Annotated in this window: 20 protein-coding genes and 1 other RNA gene; 17 read left to right on the top strand and 4 right to left on the bottom strand. The window is 35.0% G+C overall.

Features of this window, described 5'->3' with window-relative positions:
* The first annotated feature begins 54 nt into the window (after positions 1–54).
* Entirely contained in the window at positions 55–522 is a 468-nt protein-coding gene (smpB, locus tag acsn021_RS16260; protein ID WP_184093461.1) for an SsrA-binding protein SmpB, read from the top strand.
* Between the two features lie 150 nt (positions 523–672).
* On the opposite strand, the gene acsn021_RS16255 is transcribed toward smpB, so the two are convergent.
* Together acsn021_RS16255 and acsn021_RS16250 are read right to left on the bottom strand one after the other, a co-directional pair.
* Positions 673–1,002, bottom strand: a complete 330-nt coding sequence (locus tag acsn021_RS16255) for a hypothetical protein (RefSeq protein ID WP_184093460.1) — start codon at positions 1,000–1,002, stop codon at positions 673–675.
* Positions 1,003–1,091: 89 nt separating this feature from the next.
* The gene (locus acsn021_RS16250; RefSeq protein WP_184093459.1) at positions 1,092–1,643 is read right to left on the bottom strand and encodes a hypothetical protein; all 552 of its coding nucleotides are present in this window, start codon (positions 1,641–1,643) and stop codon (positions 1,092–1,094) included.
* Positions 1,644–2,017: 374 nt separating this feature from the next.
* Here acsn021_RS16250 and acsn021_RS16245 point away from each other — a divergent pair, with 374 nt between their 5' ends.
* The 3 genes from acsn021_RS16245 to acsn021_RS16235 all read left to right on the top strand — a co-directional run bounded on the left by acsn021_RS16245 (position 2,018) and on the right by acsn021_RS16235 (position 5,503).
* Positions 2,018–2,269 (top strand): hypothetical protein, encoded by a 252-nt coding sequence (locus acsn021_RS16245; RefSeq protein WP_184093458.1) that lies wholly within the window; start codon positions 2,018–2,020, stop codon positions 2,267–2,269.
* Positions 2,270–2,577: 308 nt separating this feature from the next.
* Positions 2,578–3,537 (top strand): hypothetical protein, encoded by a 960-nt coding sequence (locus acsn021_RS16240; RefSeq protein WP_184093457.1) that lies wholly within the window; start codon positions 2,578–2,580, stop codon positions 3,535–3,537.
* Between the two features lie 274 nt (positions 3,538–3,811).
* Positions 3,812–5,503: a S8 family peptidase gene (locus acsn021_RS16235; RefSeq protein ID WP_184093456.1), complete on the top strand. Its 1,692-nt coding sequence runs from the start codon at positions 3,812–3,814 to the stop codon at positions 5,501–5,503.
* Between the two features lie 168 nt (positions 5,504–5,671).
* Here the strand turns inward: acsn021_RS16235 and acsn021_RS16230 are convergent, their stop codons facing one another.
* Positions 5,672–6,976 carry a LysM peptidoglycan-binding domain-containing protein gene (locus acsn021_RS16230; protein ID WP_184093455.1) on the bottom strand — a complete coding sequence of 435 codons (1,305 nt, stop codon included), beginning with the start codon at positions 6,974–6,976 and terminating at the stop codon, positions 5,672–5,674.
* A gap of 264 nt (positions 6,977–7,240) precedes the next feature.
* On the opposite strand from acsn021_RS16230, the gene acsn021_RS16225 reads away from it, so the two are divergent.
* Positions 7,241–7,783, top strand: a complete 543-nt coding sequence (locus tag acsn021_RS16225) for a hypothetical protein (protein ID WP_184093454.1) — start codon at positions 7,241–7,243, stop codon at positions 7,781–7,783.
* A 249-nt stretch (positions 7,784–8,032) separates the two neighbouring features.
* On the opposite strand, the gene ssrA is transcribed toward acsn021_RS16225, so the two are convergent.
* Positions 8,033–8,380: a transfer-messenger RNA gene (gene ssrA, locus acsn021_RS16220) on the bottom strand.
* A gap of 334 nt (positions 8,381–8,714) precedes the next feature.
* Between ssrA and acsn021_RS16215 the strand changes: the two genes are divergently transcribed.
* The 12 genes from acsn021_RS16215 (at position 8,715) to acsn021_RS16160 (ending at position 17,995) form a co-directional block, all read left to right on the top strand.
* Positions 8,715–8,945, top strand: coding sequence for a YciI family protein (locus acsn021_RS16215; RefSeq protein ID WP_243182301.1), 231 nt, complete (start codon positions 8,715–8,717; stop codon positions 8,943–8,945).
* A 24-nt stretch (positions 8,946–8,969) separates the two neighbouring features.
* Positions 8,970–9,959, top strand: coding sequence for a Gfo/Idh/MocA family protein (locus acsn021_RS16210; protein ID WP_184093452.1), 990 nt, complete (start codon positions 8,970–8,972; stop codon positions 9,957–9,959).
* Between the two features lie 26 nt (positions 9,960–9,985).
* A complete protein-coding gene (locus tag acsn021_RS16205) occupies positions 9,986–10,663 on the top strand; it encodes a peptidylprolyl isomerase (RefSeq protein WP_184093451.1) in 678 nt (225 codons plus the stop codon).
* 234 nt (positions 10,664–10,897) lie between these two features.
* Positions 10,898–11,575, top strand: coding sequence for a response regulator transcription factor (locus tag acsn021_RS16200; protein ID WP_184093450.1), 678 nt, complete (start codon positions 10,898–10,900; stop codon positions 11,573–11,575).
* A complete protein-coding gene (locus acsn021_RS16195) occupies positions 11,572–13,116 on the top strand; it encodes a sensor histidine kinase (protein ID WP_184093449.1) in 1,545 nt (514 codons plus the stop codon). Before acsn021_RS16200 ends, acsn021_RS16195 begins: the two co-directional genes overlap by 4 nt.
* A 154-nt stretch (positions 13,117–13,270) precedes the next feature.
* Positions 13,271–13,990, top strand: coding sequence for a hypothetical protein (locus acsn021_RS16190; RefSeq protein WP_184093448.1), 720 nt, complete (start codon positions 13,271–13,273; stop codon positions 13,988–13,990).
* 22 nt (positions 13,991–14,012) lie between these two features.
* Entirely contained in the window at positions 14,013–14,384 is a 372-nt protein-coding gene (locus acsn021_RS16185; protein WP_184093447.1) for a PH domain-containing protein, read from the top strand.
* 407 nt (positions 14,385–14,791) lie between these two features.
* Positions 14,792–15,568 carry a threonine/serine exporter family protein gene (locus tag acsn021_RS16180; protein WP_184093446.1) on the top strand — a complete coding sequence of 259 codons (777 nt, stop codon included), beginning with the start codon at positions 14,792–14,794 and terminating at the stop codon, positions 15,566–15,568.
* Entirely contained in the window at positions 15,565–15,987 is a 423-nt protein-coding gene (locus acsn021_RS16175; RefSeq protein ID WP_207725156.1) for a threonine/serine exporter family protein, read from the top strand. Before acsn021_RS16180 ends, acsn021_RS16175 begins: the two co-directional genes overlap by 4 nt.
* Positions 15,988–16,157: 170 nt before the next feature.
* Positions 16,158–16,694: a histidine phosphatase family protein gene (locus acsn021_RS16170; RefSeq protein ID WP_184093445.1), complete on the top strand. Its 537-nt coding sequence runs from the start codon at positions 16,158–16,160 to the stop codon at positions 16,692–16,694.
* A 47-nt stretch (positions 16,695–16,741) separates the two neighbouring features.
* A complete protein-coding gene (gene rlmH / locus acsn021_RS16165) occupies positions 16,742–17,221 on the top strand; it encodes a 23S rRNA (pseudouridine(1915)-N(3))-methyltransferase RlmH (RefSeq protein WP_184093444.1) in 480 nt (159 codons plus the stop codon).
* A 147-nt stretch (positions 17,222–17,368) separates the two neighbouring features.
* Positions 17,369–17,995, top strand: a complete 627-nt coding sequence (locus tag acsn021_RS16160) for a histidine phosphatase family protein (RefSeq protein ID WP_184093443.1) — start codon at positions 17,369–17,371, stop codon at positions 17,993–17,995.
* Positions 17,996–18,066: the final 71 nt, after the last annotated feature.

Below are 18,066 nucleotides of genomic sequence, written 5' to 3'. Positions count from 1 at the left end.
ATAAGAGATGAACGACTTTATATTGGATATTTCGGAATGTAGCAGGGAGGATATATGGCTAAAGACAGCATAAAAATGATTGCAAATAATAAAAAAGCCCGCTTTGATTATTTTATAGAGGAAACCTTTGAAGCTGGAATCGTACTTCACGGCACAGAGGTAAAATCTTTGAGAATGGGTAGATGCAGTGTGAAAGAGGCCTTTATAAGGATTGAGAATGGCGAAGTATATGTCTATAATATGCATATCAGTCCTTATGAAAAAGGAAATATCTTTAATAAAGACCCGCTAAGGATAAAAAAACTACTGCTGCACCGCTATGAAATCAATAAGATTTTAGGAAAAGTGGCCCAGAAAGGCTTTACATTAGTACCGTTGACTGTCTATTTAAAAGGCAGCTTGGTAAAAGTTGAAGTGGGTCTTGCAAGAGGTAAAAAACTATACGATAAGCGCGAAGATATTGCCAAAAAAGATCAAAGAAGAGAAGCAGAAAAAGACTTTAAGGTTAAAAACCTGTATTAGCAAAAATGTATTGTAACAATGCAAACATTTGCACTACATAAGTCTATGTAAGCGGGCTGCTTGTGGAAATAGAAACCCGGTTTCAAATATTTCCCACAGCCCTGACAAGTCACTGGTATAATTGACTCAATACGAATCATAGTAAAGATATTAGCACCAGGAGGCAGTAATTACGATGTTGGGACCGGCATTGATAAAAATAATCCGGTCGTACTTATTAATAATCCGGTCAGCCTCACAGCCGCATTTTCTTACTACTAGTTCTGTTTGGGCACATTGGCTGAAAGTACTGGCACAGACGCGGACGCCATCTAAAAAGCAATTGACTTCATTTCCATAGCATATTTTTTTACACTCAAATACCTTCAGACAAAACTCTTCTGTCCTAAAAATACAACCCGGTTCCTTTCCCGACCTTACCAGAATGGTAACAATTACATCGGAACAGGTTTTATTTAAAAATTCCTTAACCCCAAGCATAGGTTAACCTCCTTTATGCAGTAAAACTGTGTCGCCTCTTTAGTTTTAGTATATGTCGCAATATAGATATATGTGAGAGGAGAAGACTATTAATAGAATTTTTTAATAAAACCATCCCATAATATGTCGGCTATCATAAGGCTATGATATTCAATAAAATCGTATTGGTATACATCCTGATAGTATTGTTTATTTTTGCGTTTGGTGATTTCATCTTCTGTCATATAAAGTAGATTATTCAGAAGATTTTTAATATTTTCTTCGTCATAGTACTCGTTCAGTGTATGGAGCAAGCGGCTGATTTTCTCACCATTTTCCTGCCACTGTTGTTCAAGTATTATCGTTTCCTGGGAATTATCTGCTAAGATGGATTCCATTATGGAAAGAAGAATTTTTATGTTTTCTTGTAAAAGAGCTTGTAGGCTGCCGGCAGCTTCTTCACCGTAATAAATAGCAATTACACCGGCAAGATCTCTGGGGAATTCGTTTAACCGATTATCTATGATTTCAGTGTCGTTGGTTCCGGAAGTTCTGCTAATCAGTGCAAAACGTGTCCACATGACATACTGGCTCCATAATAATCTTAAGACATTATGTAAATCTTCTTTGGAATAGTAAGTATTTATTGTATTAGAATCCATATTTGCCTCCTGAGAGAATGTAGTGTCTTTAATTTATCATATGATGTGAAAGGAATGAGAATAACAGAACTTTTTATTAAAGCTTTAGCTAATGGGGAAATTTAATGTATTTTCATAAAGAAAAGGTAAAAAAGCAGATCATAAAGCATATACTAATATACTAGGTTGGTTTATAGACTGTTGTATGCTGTAAAAATTTATAATACGATAGTATAAATCTGCAAAAAACAAGTAAAATATCGGTTCAGTGATTGTGAATTATAAAATCATAAATCACACTCTGATTAGAAGCAGTGCTGGTTATCTGAAAGCAGATGTGGCATGCAATGGGAGCTACCGTGAATAAAAGAGAAAAAAGAAGAGGGTTGATGTGAATGGGAAAAATAATGACGTTTGATGAGTATAAGCTAATCATTACTGAAGCAGTGAAAGAATATTGTGATAAAGGTGGTTCATTGCTAAATATAGCCTTGGAAGAAATAAATAAAGAATATCTATATGAATTTGATGAACCATTGCCGGAGGATTTAAAAAAACACTTAATTGATAAAGCGCATCAGGCAATGAAAAAAGAAAGAGACTTACCTCCAGGAATAAGGCTTTCCAAAGTAATCTTTAAGGGTTAAGGATTACATAATAGGTTCTTAAAATTGCACCAAAAAGATAGAATAATCGGTGAAAAATAAGAAAATATAGACGATTGATTCATTGATAAACTAATGATATGATAAAACAAATAGAAAGTAGGCAAAGGCTTTTGCAATTCCAAGATGAAAGGCGGTATTACGCAATTCGTTTTAGAATTACAAAAGTCTTTCTTTATTGATTGGGAATGTATAGGCAATTACTAAACAGTTATTTAACGTGATGGTTCTTATACAACATAAGAATTTTGCAATAATATAGAATAAATAGGTCAGAAAGGAGTATTACTATGAAGAATGAAGAGGGTGTAGAAACAAAATATGGTACATTACAGGGTATAACTAATGTTGAATATTACTCTGACGGAGGGATTAAGGAATGTACCACCAATGAAAAGCTTATACTTAAAACGGATTATGGAAATTTAATTCCACAATATGAAAATGAAGGTGTAAGGAGAAGATTTATAAAAACACTAGCTTTTTATCCGAACGGAATATTAAAAAAAATAGCATTGGAGGAACAAACAGTTATAGAAACGAGCATAGGCTCGTTGAGTGCTGAATTAATTCATTTCTATGAAAATGGTAAGATAAAGAGAGTTTTCCCTTTAAACGGGAAAATAACAGGATATTGGACGGAAGATAACGAATTTGAACTTGCAAAAAATATTAAATTTGAACTTGATTTTGGTATCTATGAGCTGAAAGCAATGAATATTTTATTTTATAAAAGTGGTAATATTAAAAGTATAACATTCTGGCCAAAGGAGTTCTTTACAATCAATATACCAATAGGAAAGATAGGAGTACGTTATGGGTTAGGTTTATATGAATCAGGAAAGATACGATCGTTTGAACCTGCTTATCCGGTAGTGGTTGAAACACCCATTGGTAAAATAACTGCCTTTGATATGAATGCGAATGGTGTTAATGGGGATATAAATTCACTGAATTTATATGAAGACGGAAGTATATGCTCGTTAGTAACCTCAACGGATGTAATTATTGTGACGAATGTAAAAGGTGAAGAAATGATTTTTAAACCCGAATATTCTGCAGGAATGTTGGGGGAAGAAGAGCTGGAAATGCTTCCTTTGCACATCCAATTTCAAGGTGATTATATCTGCTTTCATAATAAAAAAGAAAATAAGTATTCTATCAGAACGTATAAAATCACAGTAATAAACAACGGCTTTGACCTAGTTAAAAAATGCGGAAGCTGTGAAAACTGTCAGGGGTGTATATAATAGGAGGAGCCAGCAGGATTACCTGCTGGCTTTATGAAAAAAAAATTATAGTAACAAGGTCTGGGAACCTTGTGTTTATGATTATATTATACTGTTCATATATGTATAGGATTTGAATAAATCATAAAGATACTGTTAATTTTTTCCGACAAATTACTGTAAGTACAGAGTGTTTACGTAAATAAACAAAAAAATATTGTAATTTTCTTTCTTTAGCAACTTTTAAAATAGAACACATAGAATAAATTAAATACGAAGTAAAGAGATAAGATATATGACGGAGTTAGAACGCTTTAAGATTATGGATGAGAATTATGCGGATTTAGTGATAGAAAATGCGGAATGGGAACAGTATCAGGCGATACAGGATATATCTTATCTCCCGTTAAACAATGAATACTCAATTCTATATATTCCGGTAGAAAATATGACTTATAATGCGGTTTATGAATTTGGATATACAGCGATTCCAAAATGTTATGGACTAATGTATTCCGAGTCAGATAAAATTGATGAAAGCTATTATGTACACTCTAACACTGAGATTGATTTGCGGGGGAATGGAGTTTTAATTGGTTTTGTAGATGGAGGAATTGATTATCGTAATCCGGTATTTCAAAATCTGGATAAGACAACTAGGATTGTCTCGATATGGGATCAGTCTATAGAAAATTTTGGAGGTTATCCGGAAGGATTCTATTATGGGACAGAATTCACAAAAGAGCAGATTAATCAGGCACTAATGTCAGAGAACCCCTTGGAAGTGGTCCCCAGTATTGAACTTTCAGGACAGGGGAGTGCTATGGCTGGAATAGCAGCAGGATATGCAATGGAAACGTTTCGCTATTCAGGAATAGCACCGGAGTCTGAGCTTGTAATTGTTAAACTAAAGGCTGCAAAGTCTTATCTGAAAACGTATTTTGGCATTCCAGAGGATACATTAACATATCAGGAAAATGACGTAATGCTCGGTATAAAATATTTAATAGAAACGGCAGATAGATTACAAAGACCTATAGTAATTTGTATTGGACTTGGCTCCTGGCAGGGTTCACATAAAGGAGAAGATATTATAAGCAAATATATTTCACAGTTAAGTACAAGGCAGGGAGTGGCAGTATCTGTGGGATCTGGAGAGGAAGGAAATCGTGGTAACCACTTCTACGATGAAATTTTAAAAGAGGAAGATTACCGTCTTGTTGAACTTAATGTATCGCCAAATGAGAGTTTTACTATGGAACTTTGGGGATTCTCGCCCAATATCCTGACGGTTGACATTATTGCTCCTAACGGTTCCTTAGTATATCAAATGAAGGAAGTTATTATACAGGAAAATACCATTCCGGTAGTTTACAATAACACTTCTATATTTATAGACAATAGATTACAGGAACCTTTTGCAGGAGATCAGCTTATTATGATGCGATTCTTCAATATGGAGGAAGGTGTATGGCGTTTTCGGGTAAAAGGACATTATAAGTTAGAAGAACGATTTCATATATGGCTGCCTATACATCAATATATTTCTAATGGTACCTTTTTTTTATTGCCTAATATGTATACCACTATATCTATACCAGGTAATACAACAAATTTAATTACTGTGACCGCATATAATCCCATTGACCAGGAGTTATATTATTATGCAAGCCGAGGATATACTAAGAGTTTTGAGGTAAAACCGGATATTACAGCACCAGGAGTCAATATGGTGGCACCAATCCGTCGGGCGGAATTTGAATCATTTACCGGAACCAGTATGGCAGCAGCATATGTAGCAGGAATCTCAGCCCTGTTACTGGAGTGGGGGGTTGTAAGACGTAACCTACCAAGTATGAACTGTACTTTTATACGCTATTTATTAACAAGATATGCCCAGAGAAATGATAGGATAGATTGGCCAAATCCAAATTGGGGTTTTGGAATAGTAGAAGATGATATAAAACAATATCTTAATAGAGAATAATAAAAAGAGCTTGTAAAAGCGAGAATAACAGCTGTTTGTTTATCTATATATTAATGATATGAACTATAGAAGTTCCATAGCTTACTGGCGGTGTATCGCCTGAAAGTCATAGAGCTTCTATAGCAGAGTTTGAATATTACTCCTGTATCAAGCAATTTCAAATAAATACTAGGAAAAATAAAAAGGATCTGTAATTTTTTCTAACTCGTACTGCAAATTAATAACAAACCACATTTGAGTATTAAAATTCATGATAGTCCAGATAGTAACCCCTTGAAGGACATGTTTGGGAACTAATTCGACAATGGCATTAAAACTTCTGGCATCTTTAAACCATAGAAGGTGAAAATCATCATATCCATAATAAAAGAAATAAGGAGCTTTTGCTATCTCATTATATTCTATAGGCACACCTTTTTCTCCAGCAATTTGGATTGCTCCGTTAGAGGTAATAGCATTTGCTCTTGTGTAACCGGGGACATAAGGTATCGGCCAGTCATAGCCAAATGGAATAAGACCTACAAATATTTTATCGGAGGGTACTAGTTTCGTTACAAAATCTAAAAATTCATCCCATTGATTAACAGGAGTAATAGAACTGGGGCATCCATATGCAACGCCTCTTTCATAAGTAGCAAAGATAATTGCATCTGCTGATACAGCAAATTTAGAATAATCTAGTTGTGAAAACCGGATAGGCAGATTATCAATATTAATGATTGGAGCTATAGTAACAAATACCTTAAAGCCTTCTGAGTGGTATAATGCGGCAACCCTAGCAAATAAATTGACCTGATCAATAAAATTATCCAATGTGATATCCTCAACATAAATGTTAATACCATAATAATTTTTTGACTTTAGAATTTGTAAAATCTGACTAATTGCCCGATTTTGTACTTGGGGATTATTTATTATACTGTAAACGATATCGCTGGTGCTAAATCCCACGGATGCCATTGTAGAAACGAACATCAAAGGAGCAACCCCGTAGGCTTTTGCCACTTGAACGATTTCCGTATCATCAGTACCAATTACTTCACCCTCAATTGTAATTTGATAATTAAGTATAGATAAATAAGTCAGATATGGAAGAGTCTGCTTTAATATATTTGATGTAATATACGGCAGTGCATATCCAATAGTTGCAATTGGCCTGATTCGATTGGTCTGGTACTGAATAACCAGAACTTCTCCGGGGTAAATAGAATCCATTTCAGAGAGAAACGGATTATTTCGAAGCAGCTCCATTAATGTAATTTGGTTTCTCTCTGCAATGCTTGACAGCGTATCACCTTCTTGTACAGTATCTATAGATTTAGGGTAAGCAATGATAATAGTCTGACCTATCACCAAATTGTTTATATTATCGAATTCCAAACCATTCTCTCTGATTAGTATGTTCACAGGTATATTATACCTGTTAGCGATGCTATCAATGGTTTCTCCTGGCTGTACAACATGTATTTCCATGGCAACCTCTGATTATTTATACTACATAATATATGTAAAAGTATAAAGTCGGTTAATTAATAAAATAAATGTAGGTAGTTCTTAAAAAGGGATTTATTAGAAAATAATGTAATTTATTAAAGAATGTGGTATACTATACAAGTCGGTTAAATTAATATGATTGATAGACGGTAGAATAGATATATTTGGACAGATATAATAAATATACAAGAACAAAAGATTTTTGTTACCTAGTGTTGGGTATTAAAAGAGGAGGGTCTATAAATGAATACTATGTTGAAAATTATGCGAATGCGTAAAAACGAAATTCCTGTTGATATATTGCTTTTATTTGAGGATATTGTCCGAACATATAAAGGAGCTGAATGCGAAGAAAAATTTATAAAAGCAATGGAAGAACATCTCACCAAGGAACAACGCTTCCGGCTATACGAACAAAACGGAAGTTGTAGCGGTACAGGGCATGATAAAGAACGCAAAGCTTTCGCACATGAACACGCTGACAAGCCCCTTGCCGAACGGCTGGAATTATTTAAAAGGACCTTTGGCAGAACAGCCGTATTGAATGATGATAATACAATCACAGTCACTTTTGCCTGTAAGCACGGTTACTACAAACATGCACCAAAAGGAATGTTTCGATTTCCGGCATCAATTGAAACATATTTTGAAAGATGTGCAGGCGGACGTTTGTATGAATACCAAAAAGCATTGGGAATTAGACTAAGGATTAAGTCAGTTGATGTGTCTCCCCTTAGTGAGAATATTGTAAATCCAGTTGTATTTACGTTTGACATAGTGGGCTAATAACACCTTACTAATAAGAATCAGATGATGACTTTTGGAATTGTAGCATATATGGTTATTAAAGCAAAAGATGTGGGAGGATTTATTGAGATAATTCAGACAAATTATTGGAGCATTCATTTCTATTTTTAAGTAAAGTTACGAATAATAGAATTTGTATTGCAATAAAAAAAAGCCTAGTTACTAGGCTTTTACAATTACGTATCCCACATTGGTAACGACCTTAAAATGGTCGGACGCTACCGCCGTATATGGAGCTGAGGGGAATCGAACCCCTGTCCGAAAGCCCATTCATTGCGGCATCTCCCATTACAGTCAGTCTTTTAACATTCCCTCCGTCACATCGCCGATTGACAGGCTATGGACTTTAGTAGCTTCATAAATTCTTTTACTTTCTCAAAGCTTTGAAAGCAAAGTGCCTTGCTAATTTGATGCCGAGGTCTTAAGTCGCAAGTAACTTAAGTTCGACAGCTGCCGCTAGGCAGCGTACGCTAAATTATCGTCTGCGTTTAAATTTAATTCTAAGTTGGTGACGCGGTCCTAGGCCGCGAATGGCTTCCACAACTTCAAAACCCCCGTCGAAACCAGTACAACCCCTTAATATTGGTTGTTGTTATATGATATATAACAAATTGGTTTTGCAGACTTTTGAAATCTTATGAGCTTATTATATACAATAAAACAAGAAATAGCAATAGGAAATGTCAGACAATATACAAAATAACTTCCATATTTTATTTTAATAAAATTCGTGATACAATAAAAACGACCAGGATTAGGTAAAAAAAGAATATAATAAAATAAAAAGTGATAATAAACCTATACTCATTTAAGTAATAGGTGAGCCGATGATTACAAAACAGTAAATTTATGTGATATTATTTTAATGAGTAATGTAAAGCCCTTATCCGGGGAGGCCGTATGCGAACATGTGGAATATTTAAAAAGAATGGAGAAGAGTGAAAAACTTGTGTTATGTGGTCCATGCTTGGATTATGAGGGAGGCGTTGTAGTACTAAAAGCAAAAGACCTTGAAGAAGCACATAGCTTGGCAAAGGAAGACCCGTTTATCGCTAATGGCTATAAAACTTATGAAATACGGACAATGGAATGGGTACATAAAGAAAATAATTATGGTTTAAACGAAAGGAAAACGAATTAATAAAAAGAAAGTGAGGAAGAATGTATGAGAACAATCCAATGGGGAATTATCGGCACAGGTAATATTGCATCAAAATTTGCTGAGGCTTTACAGGGAATGGAAGACACAAGTCTGGCAGGAGTTGCTTCCAGGAATCTTGAAAAAGCCTCAAAGTTTGCAAAGGAATTTGGAGCTTTAAAAGCTTATGGAAGTTATGAAGAATTAGCTGAGGCTACAGACATTGATGTAGTATATATTGGAACCCCCCATACCGAACACTTGGTGAATGCTGCGTTGATGATAAAAAACAAAAAAGCAGTATTATGTGAAAAGCCTTTTACCCTGAATGAAAGAGATTCCAAATATTTAGTTGAACTTGCCAAAGATAATAAGGTATTTCTAATGGAAGCAATGTGGACAAAATTCCTGCCAACTACCATTCAGGTTAAAAGGTGGTTAAATGAAGGAAAAATTGGGATAGTTAAAAAAATGCAGATAGGCTTTGGTTTTTTTAATGAATTTAATGAAGCACATCGGTACTTTAATTTTAACTTAGGTGGAGGAGCTTTGCTTGATGTTGGAATCTATCCTATTACTTATGCCATAGATTTAATGGAAAGCAATCCGGATAAAATATGTTCCATGGTATCTAAATTAGAAAATGGTATTGATGAACAGAACTGTATACTGTTTCAATTTCCGGGTCAGGCCATTGCTATGTTAAGTTCAGCGGTAGCTGTCGAGGTAGGAAAAGAGGCACTAATCATAGGCGATAAAGGAAGAATCAGAGTCCCAAACTTCTGGAAGGCTGATAAGGCTTATGTTTATGACAACGAAGGAAAATTGATAGAGACCTATAAAGAAGCTGATAGAGTAAATGGGTATGAATTTGAAGCATATGAGGTGAATCAGTGTATTCGTGAAGGACTCTTAGAAAGCAAAAGAGTGCCTTTAAAAGATACTCTGGATGTTATGAAAATAATGGACGACTTAAGAAAAGAATGGGGTATACATTATCCTCAGGAAAACAATTAAAAACCTAGGGAAAGGATTATAAAAGAATGAGAAAAAGAATCAGTTTTTATCTTATAGTAGTTACAGCTTTTGTATTATTAGGCGGCTGCTCCTTAAAGACAGACCAGATGGCATCACCTCAAAAAGGAGAGACTGTAGCAGAAATTAAAATAAAAGAGTATGGCTCTATTTATGTTCGATTTTTTAAAACAGAAGCACCAAAAGCAGTTGAAAATTTTGTTACTCATGCAAAGGACGGCTATTATAACGGACTCACTTTTCATCGGATTATTAACGATTTTATGATACAAGGAGGAGATCCAACCGGAACTGGGACAGGGGGAGAAAGTATCTGGGGGAAAGAATTTAAAGATGAGTTCTCTGATATTCTGCAGCCTGTAAGAGGCTCTCTATGTATGGCAAATGCTGGACCAGACACGAATGGAAGCCAATTTTTCATAGTACAGACAGGACAGACCTATGATAAGGATATCCTCACGCAGGCAGAAAAAGAATTAGGTGTTAAGTTTAATGACATTGCAGTTGAAAAATTTAGAACAATCGGTGGTACACCTTGGTTATATAGAGCCCATACCGTATTTGGACAGGTTTACGAAGGGTTAGATGTATTGGATGCTGTGGCAGCAGTTGAGGCTGATGGAAATGGAAAACCGCAAGATAATGTTATAATTGAGGCTATTACTATTTTTGAATATAAAGAGTAACAACCAGGAGCTGTAAAGATTATAAAAATCAAACGGAAACATACTATTTTCACATTTATATGCTATAATAGCTCCAAAATAAGGGCAAAATGAACTGAGTCGAAAGAATAAATTATAACTTGATTTTTCGTGTGCAAGTGCGATTAGCACTTATGCCTTTAGTACTTTTCCATTCGGTATTTTTCCGATTAGTACTTTTGCAAATAGAAATAGAGCACACAGATGGGAGCTATTATGGATAAAATTAGAATATTAGTTGTAGATGATGAAAGTCGTATGAGGAAATTGGTCAAAGATTTTTTAAGCAAGAAGAATTATGATGTAATAGAAGCCGAAAATGGTGAGAAGGCTGTTGATATATTCTTCGAAAATAAAGATATCTCTTTAATCATCCTTGATGTTATGATGCCTAAGATGGATGGCTGGCAGGTTTGCAGAGAAATCAGACAGTATTCTAAAGTACCCATTATTATGCTGACAGCAAAAAGCGATGAAAAAGATGAACTTTTAGGTTTTGAGCTTGGAGTGGATGAATACATATCAAAGCCCTTTAGTCCGAAGATTTTAGTTGCAAGAGTAGAAGCTATTTTAAGGAGAACGAACACTTTAGAAGACGAAGTAATAGAAATCGGAGGAATACTACTTGATAAAGCTGCACATCAGGTGAAGATTGATGGAGTGGCAGTTGATCTAAGTTATAAAGAATTTGAATTGCTTACGTATTTTATAACCAATCAGGGTGTTGCCCTTTCAAGGGAAAGGATACTCAATAATGTATGGAACTATGATTATTTTGGAGATGCCAGGACAATCGATACTCACGTCAAAAAGTTAAGAAGTAAAATGGGTGCCCAAGGGGACTATATTAAGACAATATGGGGAATGGGCTATAAGTTTGAGGTGGAAGCATGAAATTCCGTCTGAAAACAGTCAGTAAACATTCCATAAGAATGAAGTTGACCATAACTCTGACTATCAGTATACTTTTAATAATAGTAATTCTTTGGGTACTAAACCGAACATTCCTTGGAGGTTATTACCTCCATAGCAAGAATAATATTCTAGGTAAAACCTATTCAGATATTAATGCCATGTTTCCGAAAAATACAAAAATCATCAATTTTTCAGATAGTCAAATACTTGAGAATGAACTGAATATTGAGCGGATGGAGGACAACCGTAATGTAAGTATTAATATATTGCCGACGGAAAAAAAGCCTATCATATGGTTTGACCAGTCGAAATGGAAACCGGTTTCCTTTCTACAATATGGGAATAGCTATTGGGAGACTTTGGAGATGATTAGAGACTATGCATTACAGCTGAATAAGCCCTATATTACAGGTTATATTACGTATCAGAGATATGATGTCAAGAAACAGGCTAATTATATGGAACTAATTGGTTTTCTGGATAATGATTATATTATTTATATTCGCTCAAATCTTGAGAGTATGAAGGAAAGTACGGCAATATCGAATCAGTTCTTGGCTTATGTGGGGGCTGTCGTTGTTATTTTATCCTCTGGAATTATGCTGTATATTAGTAAACGCTTTTCCAATCCCATTTTACAGCTGTCAGGAATAGCAAGAAGAATAAGCGATTTAGATTTTGAGGCAAAGTATCCGGTTACCACCCAGGACGAAATCGGCGAACTGGGATATAGTATTAATGTATTATCAGACAAGTTAGAGAAGACCATATCTGAACTAAAAAGTGCGAATAATGAATTATTAACTGATCTTGAAAATAAAGTACAGATTGACGAAATGCGAAAAGAGTTTTTATCCAATGTTACTCATGAACTTAAGACCCCCATTGCATTAATACAAGGCTATGCAGAAGGGCTGAAAGATAATATCAGTGATGACCCAGAAAGCAAGGAGTTTTACTGTGAGGTAATAATAGATGAAGCGCAGAAGATGAATACTATGGTAAAAAAACTTTTATCACTAAACCAAATTGAATCTGGCCAAAACCAGATCAATTTAGAACGGTTTGACTTGATTGCATTATTACAATCAGTAGCAGATTCTACAAAATTAATTTTTGAGCAAAAGGATGTCACACTGTATTTTGAAGCGGAAGAACCGTTATATGTATGGGCAGACGAGTATATGATAGAAGAGGTTATTACTAATTATATCAGCAATGCCTTAAATCATATTGACGGTGCCCGTATCATTGAAATTAAGCTGATTCAAAAAGAGAAAGTCGTAAGGGTCGCCATATTTAATACAGGCTGCAATATACCGGAAGAAGAGCTAAATAATATATGGATTAAATTCTATAAGGTGGATAAGGCAAGAACCAGGGAATATGGCGGAAATGGTATCGGTTTATCTATTGTTAAAGCTATTATGGACTCTCATAACCAAAAATGTGGTGTTATGAACCATGAAGCTGGTGTTGAATTCTGGTTTGAGTTAGATACACAGATGGATAGTTTTTAAATATATTAAAAAAATCCCTAATAGTATTTGAGATAACAGAAAAACATAGGGAATTAGACACAAAAATCCCTATATTAAAAGATTATGATTGCCCATTTATGCAAATAGTGGTATTATGTAAATAATTATATGATTGCTACAGGAGGATAAAGAGGTGAGGAAGTTATTCTTTATGTTAATTGCACTTTGTGGAATACTTATGACGGGATGCGCTCAGTTAGTGACTTTAGATGAAAATCAAAGTGATATGATAGCAGAGTATATGGCTGGAACAGTATTGAGGCATTCAACCAATTATGAAGAAGCTTTGATATATCCGGTAGAGACAGCCGAAGACACAAAAAAGGAAGCACAAACTGTTACAACCAAGGAACAGGAACAGACAGTCAATAACTTAATAAATACAGGACTTAAAGTGAATCAAAGCAATGAAACGGTAAAGCAAGATAGTAACGTCAGTATTGACAGGTTATTTAAGGATATTAGTGGTGGTGAATATACGGTGGCATATAAAGGGTATGCCTTCTATGACAGTTATCCGGAAACCAACGGTTATTTTACAATGGAACCTGCCAAGGGTAAAAAGATTCTTGAGATTACCTTTAAGCTTACGAATCTTTCAGGAAAAAATCTGGCCATAAACCTAATTAAGAAGAATGTTAGTTACGAATTAACTGACAGCCAGGGCAATGTCTACGCTTCAATGCTGACTTTATTGGAAAATGATTTCCAGTTTTTGAATCTAAGCATCCCTAAGGGCAAGAGTAAAGAAGCTGTTTTACTGTTTGAAGTATCAAAGGACATTTCTAAGAATGGTTTGAAGTTTAATGCTTCATACAATGGCGAAGCAGCAGTTATAGAATTAAGTGAATAAGATTTCCTAAAGGAGCAAGACCATGATTTACGTTGAAAAGAAACGGACCAAATTCCTGGGGCTGCCAATGTGTTTTACTACCTATACTTTATCGGATGATAAAATTACTATTACCAGCGGTTTTTTGGATATTACAGTGGATGATGCATATATGTACAAGGTGCAGGACGTTAAGCTGACTAGAAGCTTTGTAGAACGAATATTTAAGTTGGGTACAGTGACTTGTTATACAGGTGATACAACGCATCCGGAACTAAAGCTTTTGCATATCCGCAATGCTAGCGAGATTAAGGATTTTATCATGAATTCTTCTGAAGAGGCTAGACGAAAGAGACGTACACTTCATACCATGGATATCAACAATATTGATGTTCCCTTGGAGGAGTTAGAATAATAGAACAGGACGAGTTAATAGTTAAATCTATTGCTTGTCCTTTCTTCTTGCATAATTGGAGCTATGTACAAGGCTGTACATAACCAAAACAGTACATGTACCATTTGGCTCATGGGCTGTTTTTTTTGAGTATTTGATTTCTGTTTTTGGTTACTTTCATTTTATCTATAAAATATTAAAAAAGAGAAAGCGATAAATAAAATATTTACCGCTTGCTCAATTTATATTAATATGGGGGAGGAGAGAGTGAAGTATATTTTCACTTTCTTGAGTTTATTATAAAATTAATATATGATTAAAGTATGAAGATTATAAAGATAAATTGTTAACTTTTTCGTTCATATTTTTACTAAATAAAATACGTATCAACTTCAAAAACAAAAGGTTAGAAGAATGGAGTTTAGGAAATGAATTATAAACTTTTAGTAGATACTGCAATGCTGGCAGGTGAAATCATGCTGATTGGCGGTGCAGAGACCTATCGAGTGGAGGACACTATGAGCCGGATTTTAAAAATCTCAGGCTTGGAAAAAACAGAAACCTTCGTTACTCCAACAGGTATATTTTTAACGTTAGGTGATTCCAGTATTGATTTTATTACGCTTGTTAAGAGAGTGGACAATCGGATAACCAACATGTCCCATATATACCGTACAAATAACATATCCAGAAAATTATGCAGTGGAGCCATATCGTTAGAGGAGGCTTACAGTGAACTAAAGGAAATCAAAAGTCAAAAGGAATACGATGTACGTTTACAGCATATCTGTACAATCATAGGTTCGTCAGCCTTTACTATTTTGCTTGGAGGAGATTGGCTTAACAGCCTTATCGCAGGTTTAAACGGGAGTTTAATCGTTTTAATTACATTGATAACCAGAAAGATGCGAATCAATACATTTATTAAAAATTTGTCCGCCTCCATTCTTATTGCTTTTAATAGTATGTTTTTTCTGCACGAATTAGGAACAAATCTACAACTGGATACTTTGATTGGTGGTTCAGTCATGCCTTTACTGCCCGGTGTTGCAATAACCAATGCAATTCGTGATACTTTACAGGGAGATTATGTATCAGGAACAGCAAGAGCAATAGAAGCCTTCGTACTGGCGGCTTCGACCGCTGCGGGGATTGGTATTGGTATAGCTCTATATTCATTTGTGATGGGAGGATTAATTTTATGATACTAATTCAGGTTATAGGTACATTTGCAGCAGTTATATCCTTTGCTATCATAATTGGTGTTCCAAGACAATTCTTAGGTCATGCAGGTTTTGTCGGTGCTGTAGGTTGGTTTGTATATTTAATTCTGGGGAACGTAGGACTGAGTGTTGTGGCAAGGATGTTTTATGCTGCTTTAGTGGTTTCTTTGATTTCTCACAGCTTTGCTAGAATCAAAAAGACTCCTGTTACTTTATTTCTAATTGCGGGTATCCTTCCATTGGTTCCAGGAGTGGGCATGTACCGAATTGCGTATAATTTAATAACAAATAATAGTGGCATGGCAGCACATTATTTTACCGAAACTTTGCTCATTGCAGGAATGATAGCATTGGCTATTTTTGTAATGGATACAATATTTCGAATCTTCCAAAAAAACTAATACAGGTACGGGAAACTTTTCTTGCATTTCTATCAAGAAAAAGTTAGAATGTTAATACCTGATGTCATAAAAAATAGTATATGAATATTAGGACTGTAAGTGAAAAATAAAGCATTAGATCCGTTATAGAAACAAGTATAAATTGTTTAGCGGTATGCATGGGAGCTAAGATGAGAATTGGACTATTAAGACACTTTAAAGTAAACTGCCCGCATAAAAAGATGATGACTTCTAAGGAATTCAGAGAGTGGTCAGAACGATATGAAAAATCAAAAGTAATAAAAAACAAGGTGGAAATGTATGGAATTAAATGGGATATATGCTATGTAAGTGATTTACCCCGGGCTATTACTACTGCAAAGGAAGTATATAGCGGAAATCTTCATATAGATAAATTACTTCGGGAAGTAGATAATGCTCCGTTTATACATTCTGAACGGATTCGTCTTCCGTTTGAGATTTGGCATATATGTGGCAGGTTGGCCTGGTTTTTTAAATCCAGAAGTCAACCGGAAACAGTTGAGGGAACTAGAAGAAGAATCAATCAATTTTTAGACAGGATTGACTGGTCCAAGGAAAATATATTAATTGTTTTTCACGGCTTTATGTTGTTTAACTTTCAGCGTGAATTGAGAAAGCGCGGTTTTACAGGAGAGAAAGTTAGAGTAGTTAAAAATGGGGTATTATATCAATACCTTAAGGAATAAAACTGCTACAGGAAAGGCATAAAAGCAGAAAGAAGGAATTAAGTTTAATGAAGATTACAATTATCGGTGTGGGAAAGATAAAAGAGAAATATTTTATAGAAGCTATTCAAGAATATAGTAAAAGATTGAGCCGTTATTGCAAATTAGAAATGATAGAAGTAAACGACGAAAAAACACCTGACCAGGCAAGTGCGGCAGAGGAAACACAGATTAAAAAGCTGGAAGGCGAGAGAATTCTAAAGTACGTAAAAGATGGTGCGTATGTAATTGTTTTAAATATACAGGGTAAGGTGGTTGATTCTGTAGAATTGGCAGGACAGATTGAAAAACTGGGAGTGGATGGAACCAGTCATATCATTTTTATTATAGGCGGTTCTTTAGGACTTAGTCAGGAAATTATTGCAAGAGGAAACTTGCAGTTAAGCTTTTCTAAAATGACATTCCCACATCAGCTAATGCGTGTAATACTATTAGAACAGATTTATAGAGCATATCGAATTAATACCAATGAGCCTTACCACAAATAAGGTGTTTTACCAGTGTACGCTGGTATAGTTTAATACGATTTAACCTAACTAAATGACAGGTATGAGCAGAGAGAGATTTCATATTGTAAAAGATAAATAATCAGATTTTGTAGTGTGAGTCAAACGAGAATGAAAGGATATGGCAGCATGAATATATACCTGATACGTCATGGCAGGCAGAATAGTACTCTTTGCAATGTAAATGTGGAACTTGCAAAAGAAGGAATCATACAGGCGGAGCTTTTAGGGAAAAGGCTTTCCTGTTTTGGGATAGATGCACTTTATTCCAGTCACCTGATTCGAGCTGTACAGACAGCAGAGATTGTCAATCGGTATCTGGGACTTAAGCATCAGATTAGGGAAAATATTCAAGAAATATCCTTTGGTGAACTGGAAGGTAAATCTGATGAATACATAAATGAGCATTATAAGGATTTTAAATTAGAACAGATGGAATTAAAGGAGGATATTCCATACCCCGGTGGTGAAAATGGCAGACAGGTTTATAACCGCGCTATGGTAACTATAAATGAAATTACAAAAAGTGAGAAAGAAAATATAGTAGTGATTACACATGGTGGTGTAATCAGAGCAGTATTAGCTGGTGTCTTAGGACTTGATATGAGTCAAAAACTTTTATTTGCCTCGTCCTTAGAAAATACAGGTATTACACAATTGGTATATGAGGGAAAAAGAAAACGCTTTTATTTACAGCGTTTTAATGATTACGGACATTTAGAGGGTGAACCGGTTTTGTTACGAAAAAGCTGGTAGACTCGAAAAGAAAGCAAATAAAACGTCAAGAAAGGGTTATACTATCGTGGAATCCCATGGGTGTTAGGCAG

The sequence above is a fragment of the Anaerocolumna cellulosilytica genome, from assembly GCF_014218335.1.
In the GTDB taxonomy this organism is placed as follows: Bacteria; Bacillota; Clostridia; order Lachnospirales; family Lachnospiraceae; genus Anaerocolumna; species Anaerocolumna cellulosilytica.
This window is presented reverse-complemented; position numbering and strand designations above follow the sequence as displayed.

Bases quoted from the DNA above. Each gene is read 5' to 3' on its own strand.
- acsn021_RS16245 (WP_184093458.1), top strand. From the start codon at position 2,018: ATGGGAAAAATAATGACGTTTGATGAGTATAAGCTAATCATTACTGAA.
- acsn021_RS16225 (WP_184093454.1), top strand. From the start codon at position 7,241: ATGAATACTATGTTGAAAATTATGCGAATGCGTAAAAACGAAATTCCT.
- acsn021_RS16255 (WP_184093460.1), bottom strand. From the start codon at position 1,002: ATGCTTGGGGTTAAGGAATTTTTAAATAAAACCTGTTCCGATGTAATT.
- acsn021_RS16235 (WP_184093456.1), top strand. From the start codon at position 3,812: ATGACGGAGTTAGAACGCTTTAAGATTATGGATGAGAATTATGCGGAT.
- rlmH (WP_184093444.1), top strand. From the start codon at position 16,742: ATGAAGATTACAATTATCGGTGTGGGAAAGATAAAAGAGAAATATTTT.
- acsn021_RS16170 (WP_184093445.1), top strand. From the start codon at position 16,158: ATGAGAATTGGACTATTAAGACACTTTAAAGTAAACTGCCCGCATAAA.
- acsn021_RS16175 (WP_207725156.1), top strand. From the start codon at position 15,565: ATGATACTAATTCAGGTTATAGGTACATTTGCAGCAGTTATATCCTTT.
- acsn021_RS16180 (WP_184093446.1), top strand. From the start codon at position 14,792: ATGAATTATAAACTTTTAGTAGATACTGCAATGCTGGCAGGTGAAATC.
- acsn021_RS16230 (WP_184093455.1), bottom strand. From the start codon at position 6,976: ATGGAAATACATGTTGTACAGCCAGGAGAAACCATTGATAGCATCGCT.
- acsn021_RS16240 (WP_184093457.1), top strand. From the start codon at position 2,578: ATGAAGAATGAAGAGGGTGTAGAAACAAAATATGGTACATTACAGGGT.
- acsn021_RS16250 (WP_184093459.1), bottom strand. From the start codon at position 1,643: ATGGATTCTAATACAATAAATACTTACTATTCCAAAGAAGATTTACAT.
- acsn021_RS16210 (WP_184093452.1), top strand. From the start codon at position 8,970: ATGAGAACAATCCAATGGGGAATTATCGGCACAGGTAATATTGCATCA.
- smpB (WP_184093461.1), top strand. From the start codon at position 55: ATGGCTAAAGACAGCATAAAAATGATTGCAAATAATAAAAAAGCCCGC.
- acsn021_RS16195 (WP_184093449.1), top strand. From the start codon at position 11,572: ATGAAATTCCGTCTGAAAACAGTCAGTAAACATTCCATAAGAATGAAG.
- acsn021_RS16160 (WP_184093443.1), top strand. From the start codon at position 17,369: ATGAATATATACCTGATACGTCATGGCAGGCAGAATAGTACTCTTTGC.
- acsn021_RS16185 (WP_184093447.1), top strand. From the start codon at position 14,013: ATGATTTACGTTGAAAAGAAACGGACCAAATTCCTGGGGCTGCCAATG.
- acsn021_RS16200 (WP_184093450.1), top strand. From the start codon at position 10,898: ATGGATAAAATTAGAATATTAGTTGTAGATGATGAAAGTCGTATGAGG.
- acsn021_RS16205 (WP_184093451.1), top strand. From the start codon at position 9,986: ATGAGAAAAAGAATCAGTTTTTATCTTATAGTAGTTACAGCTTTTGTA.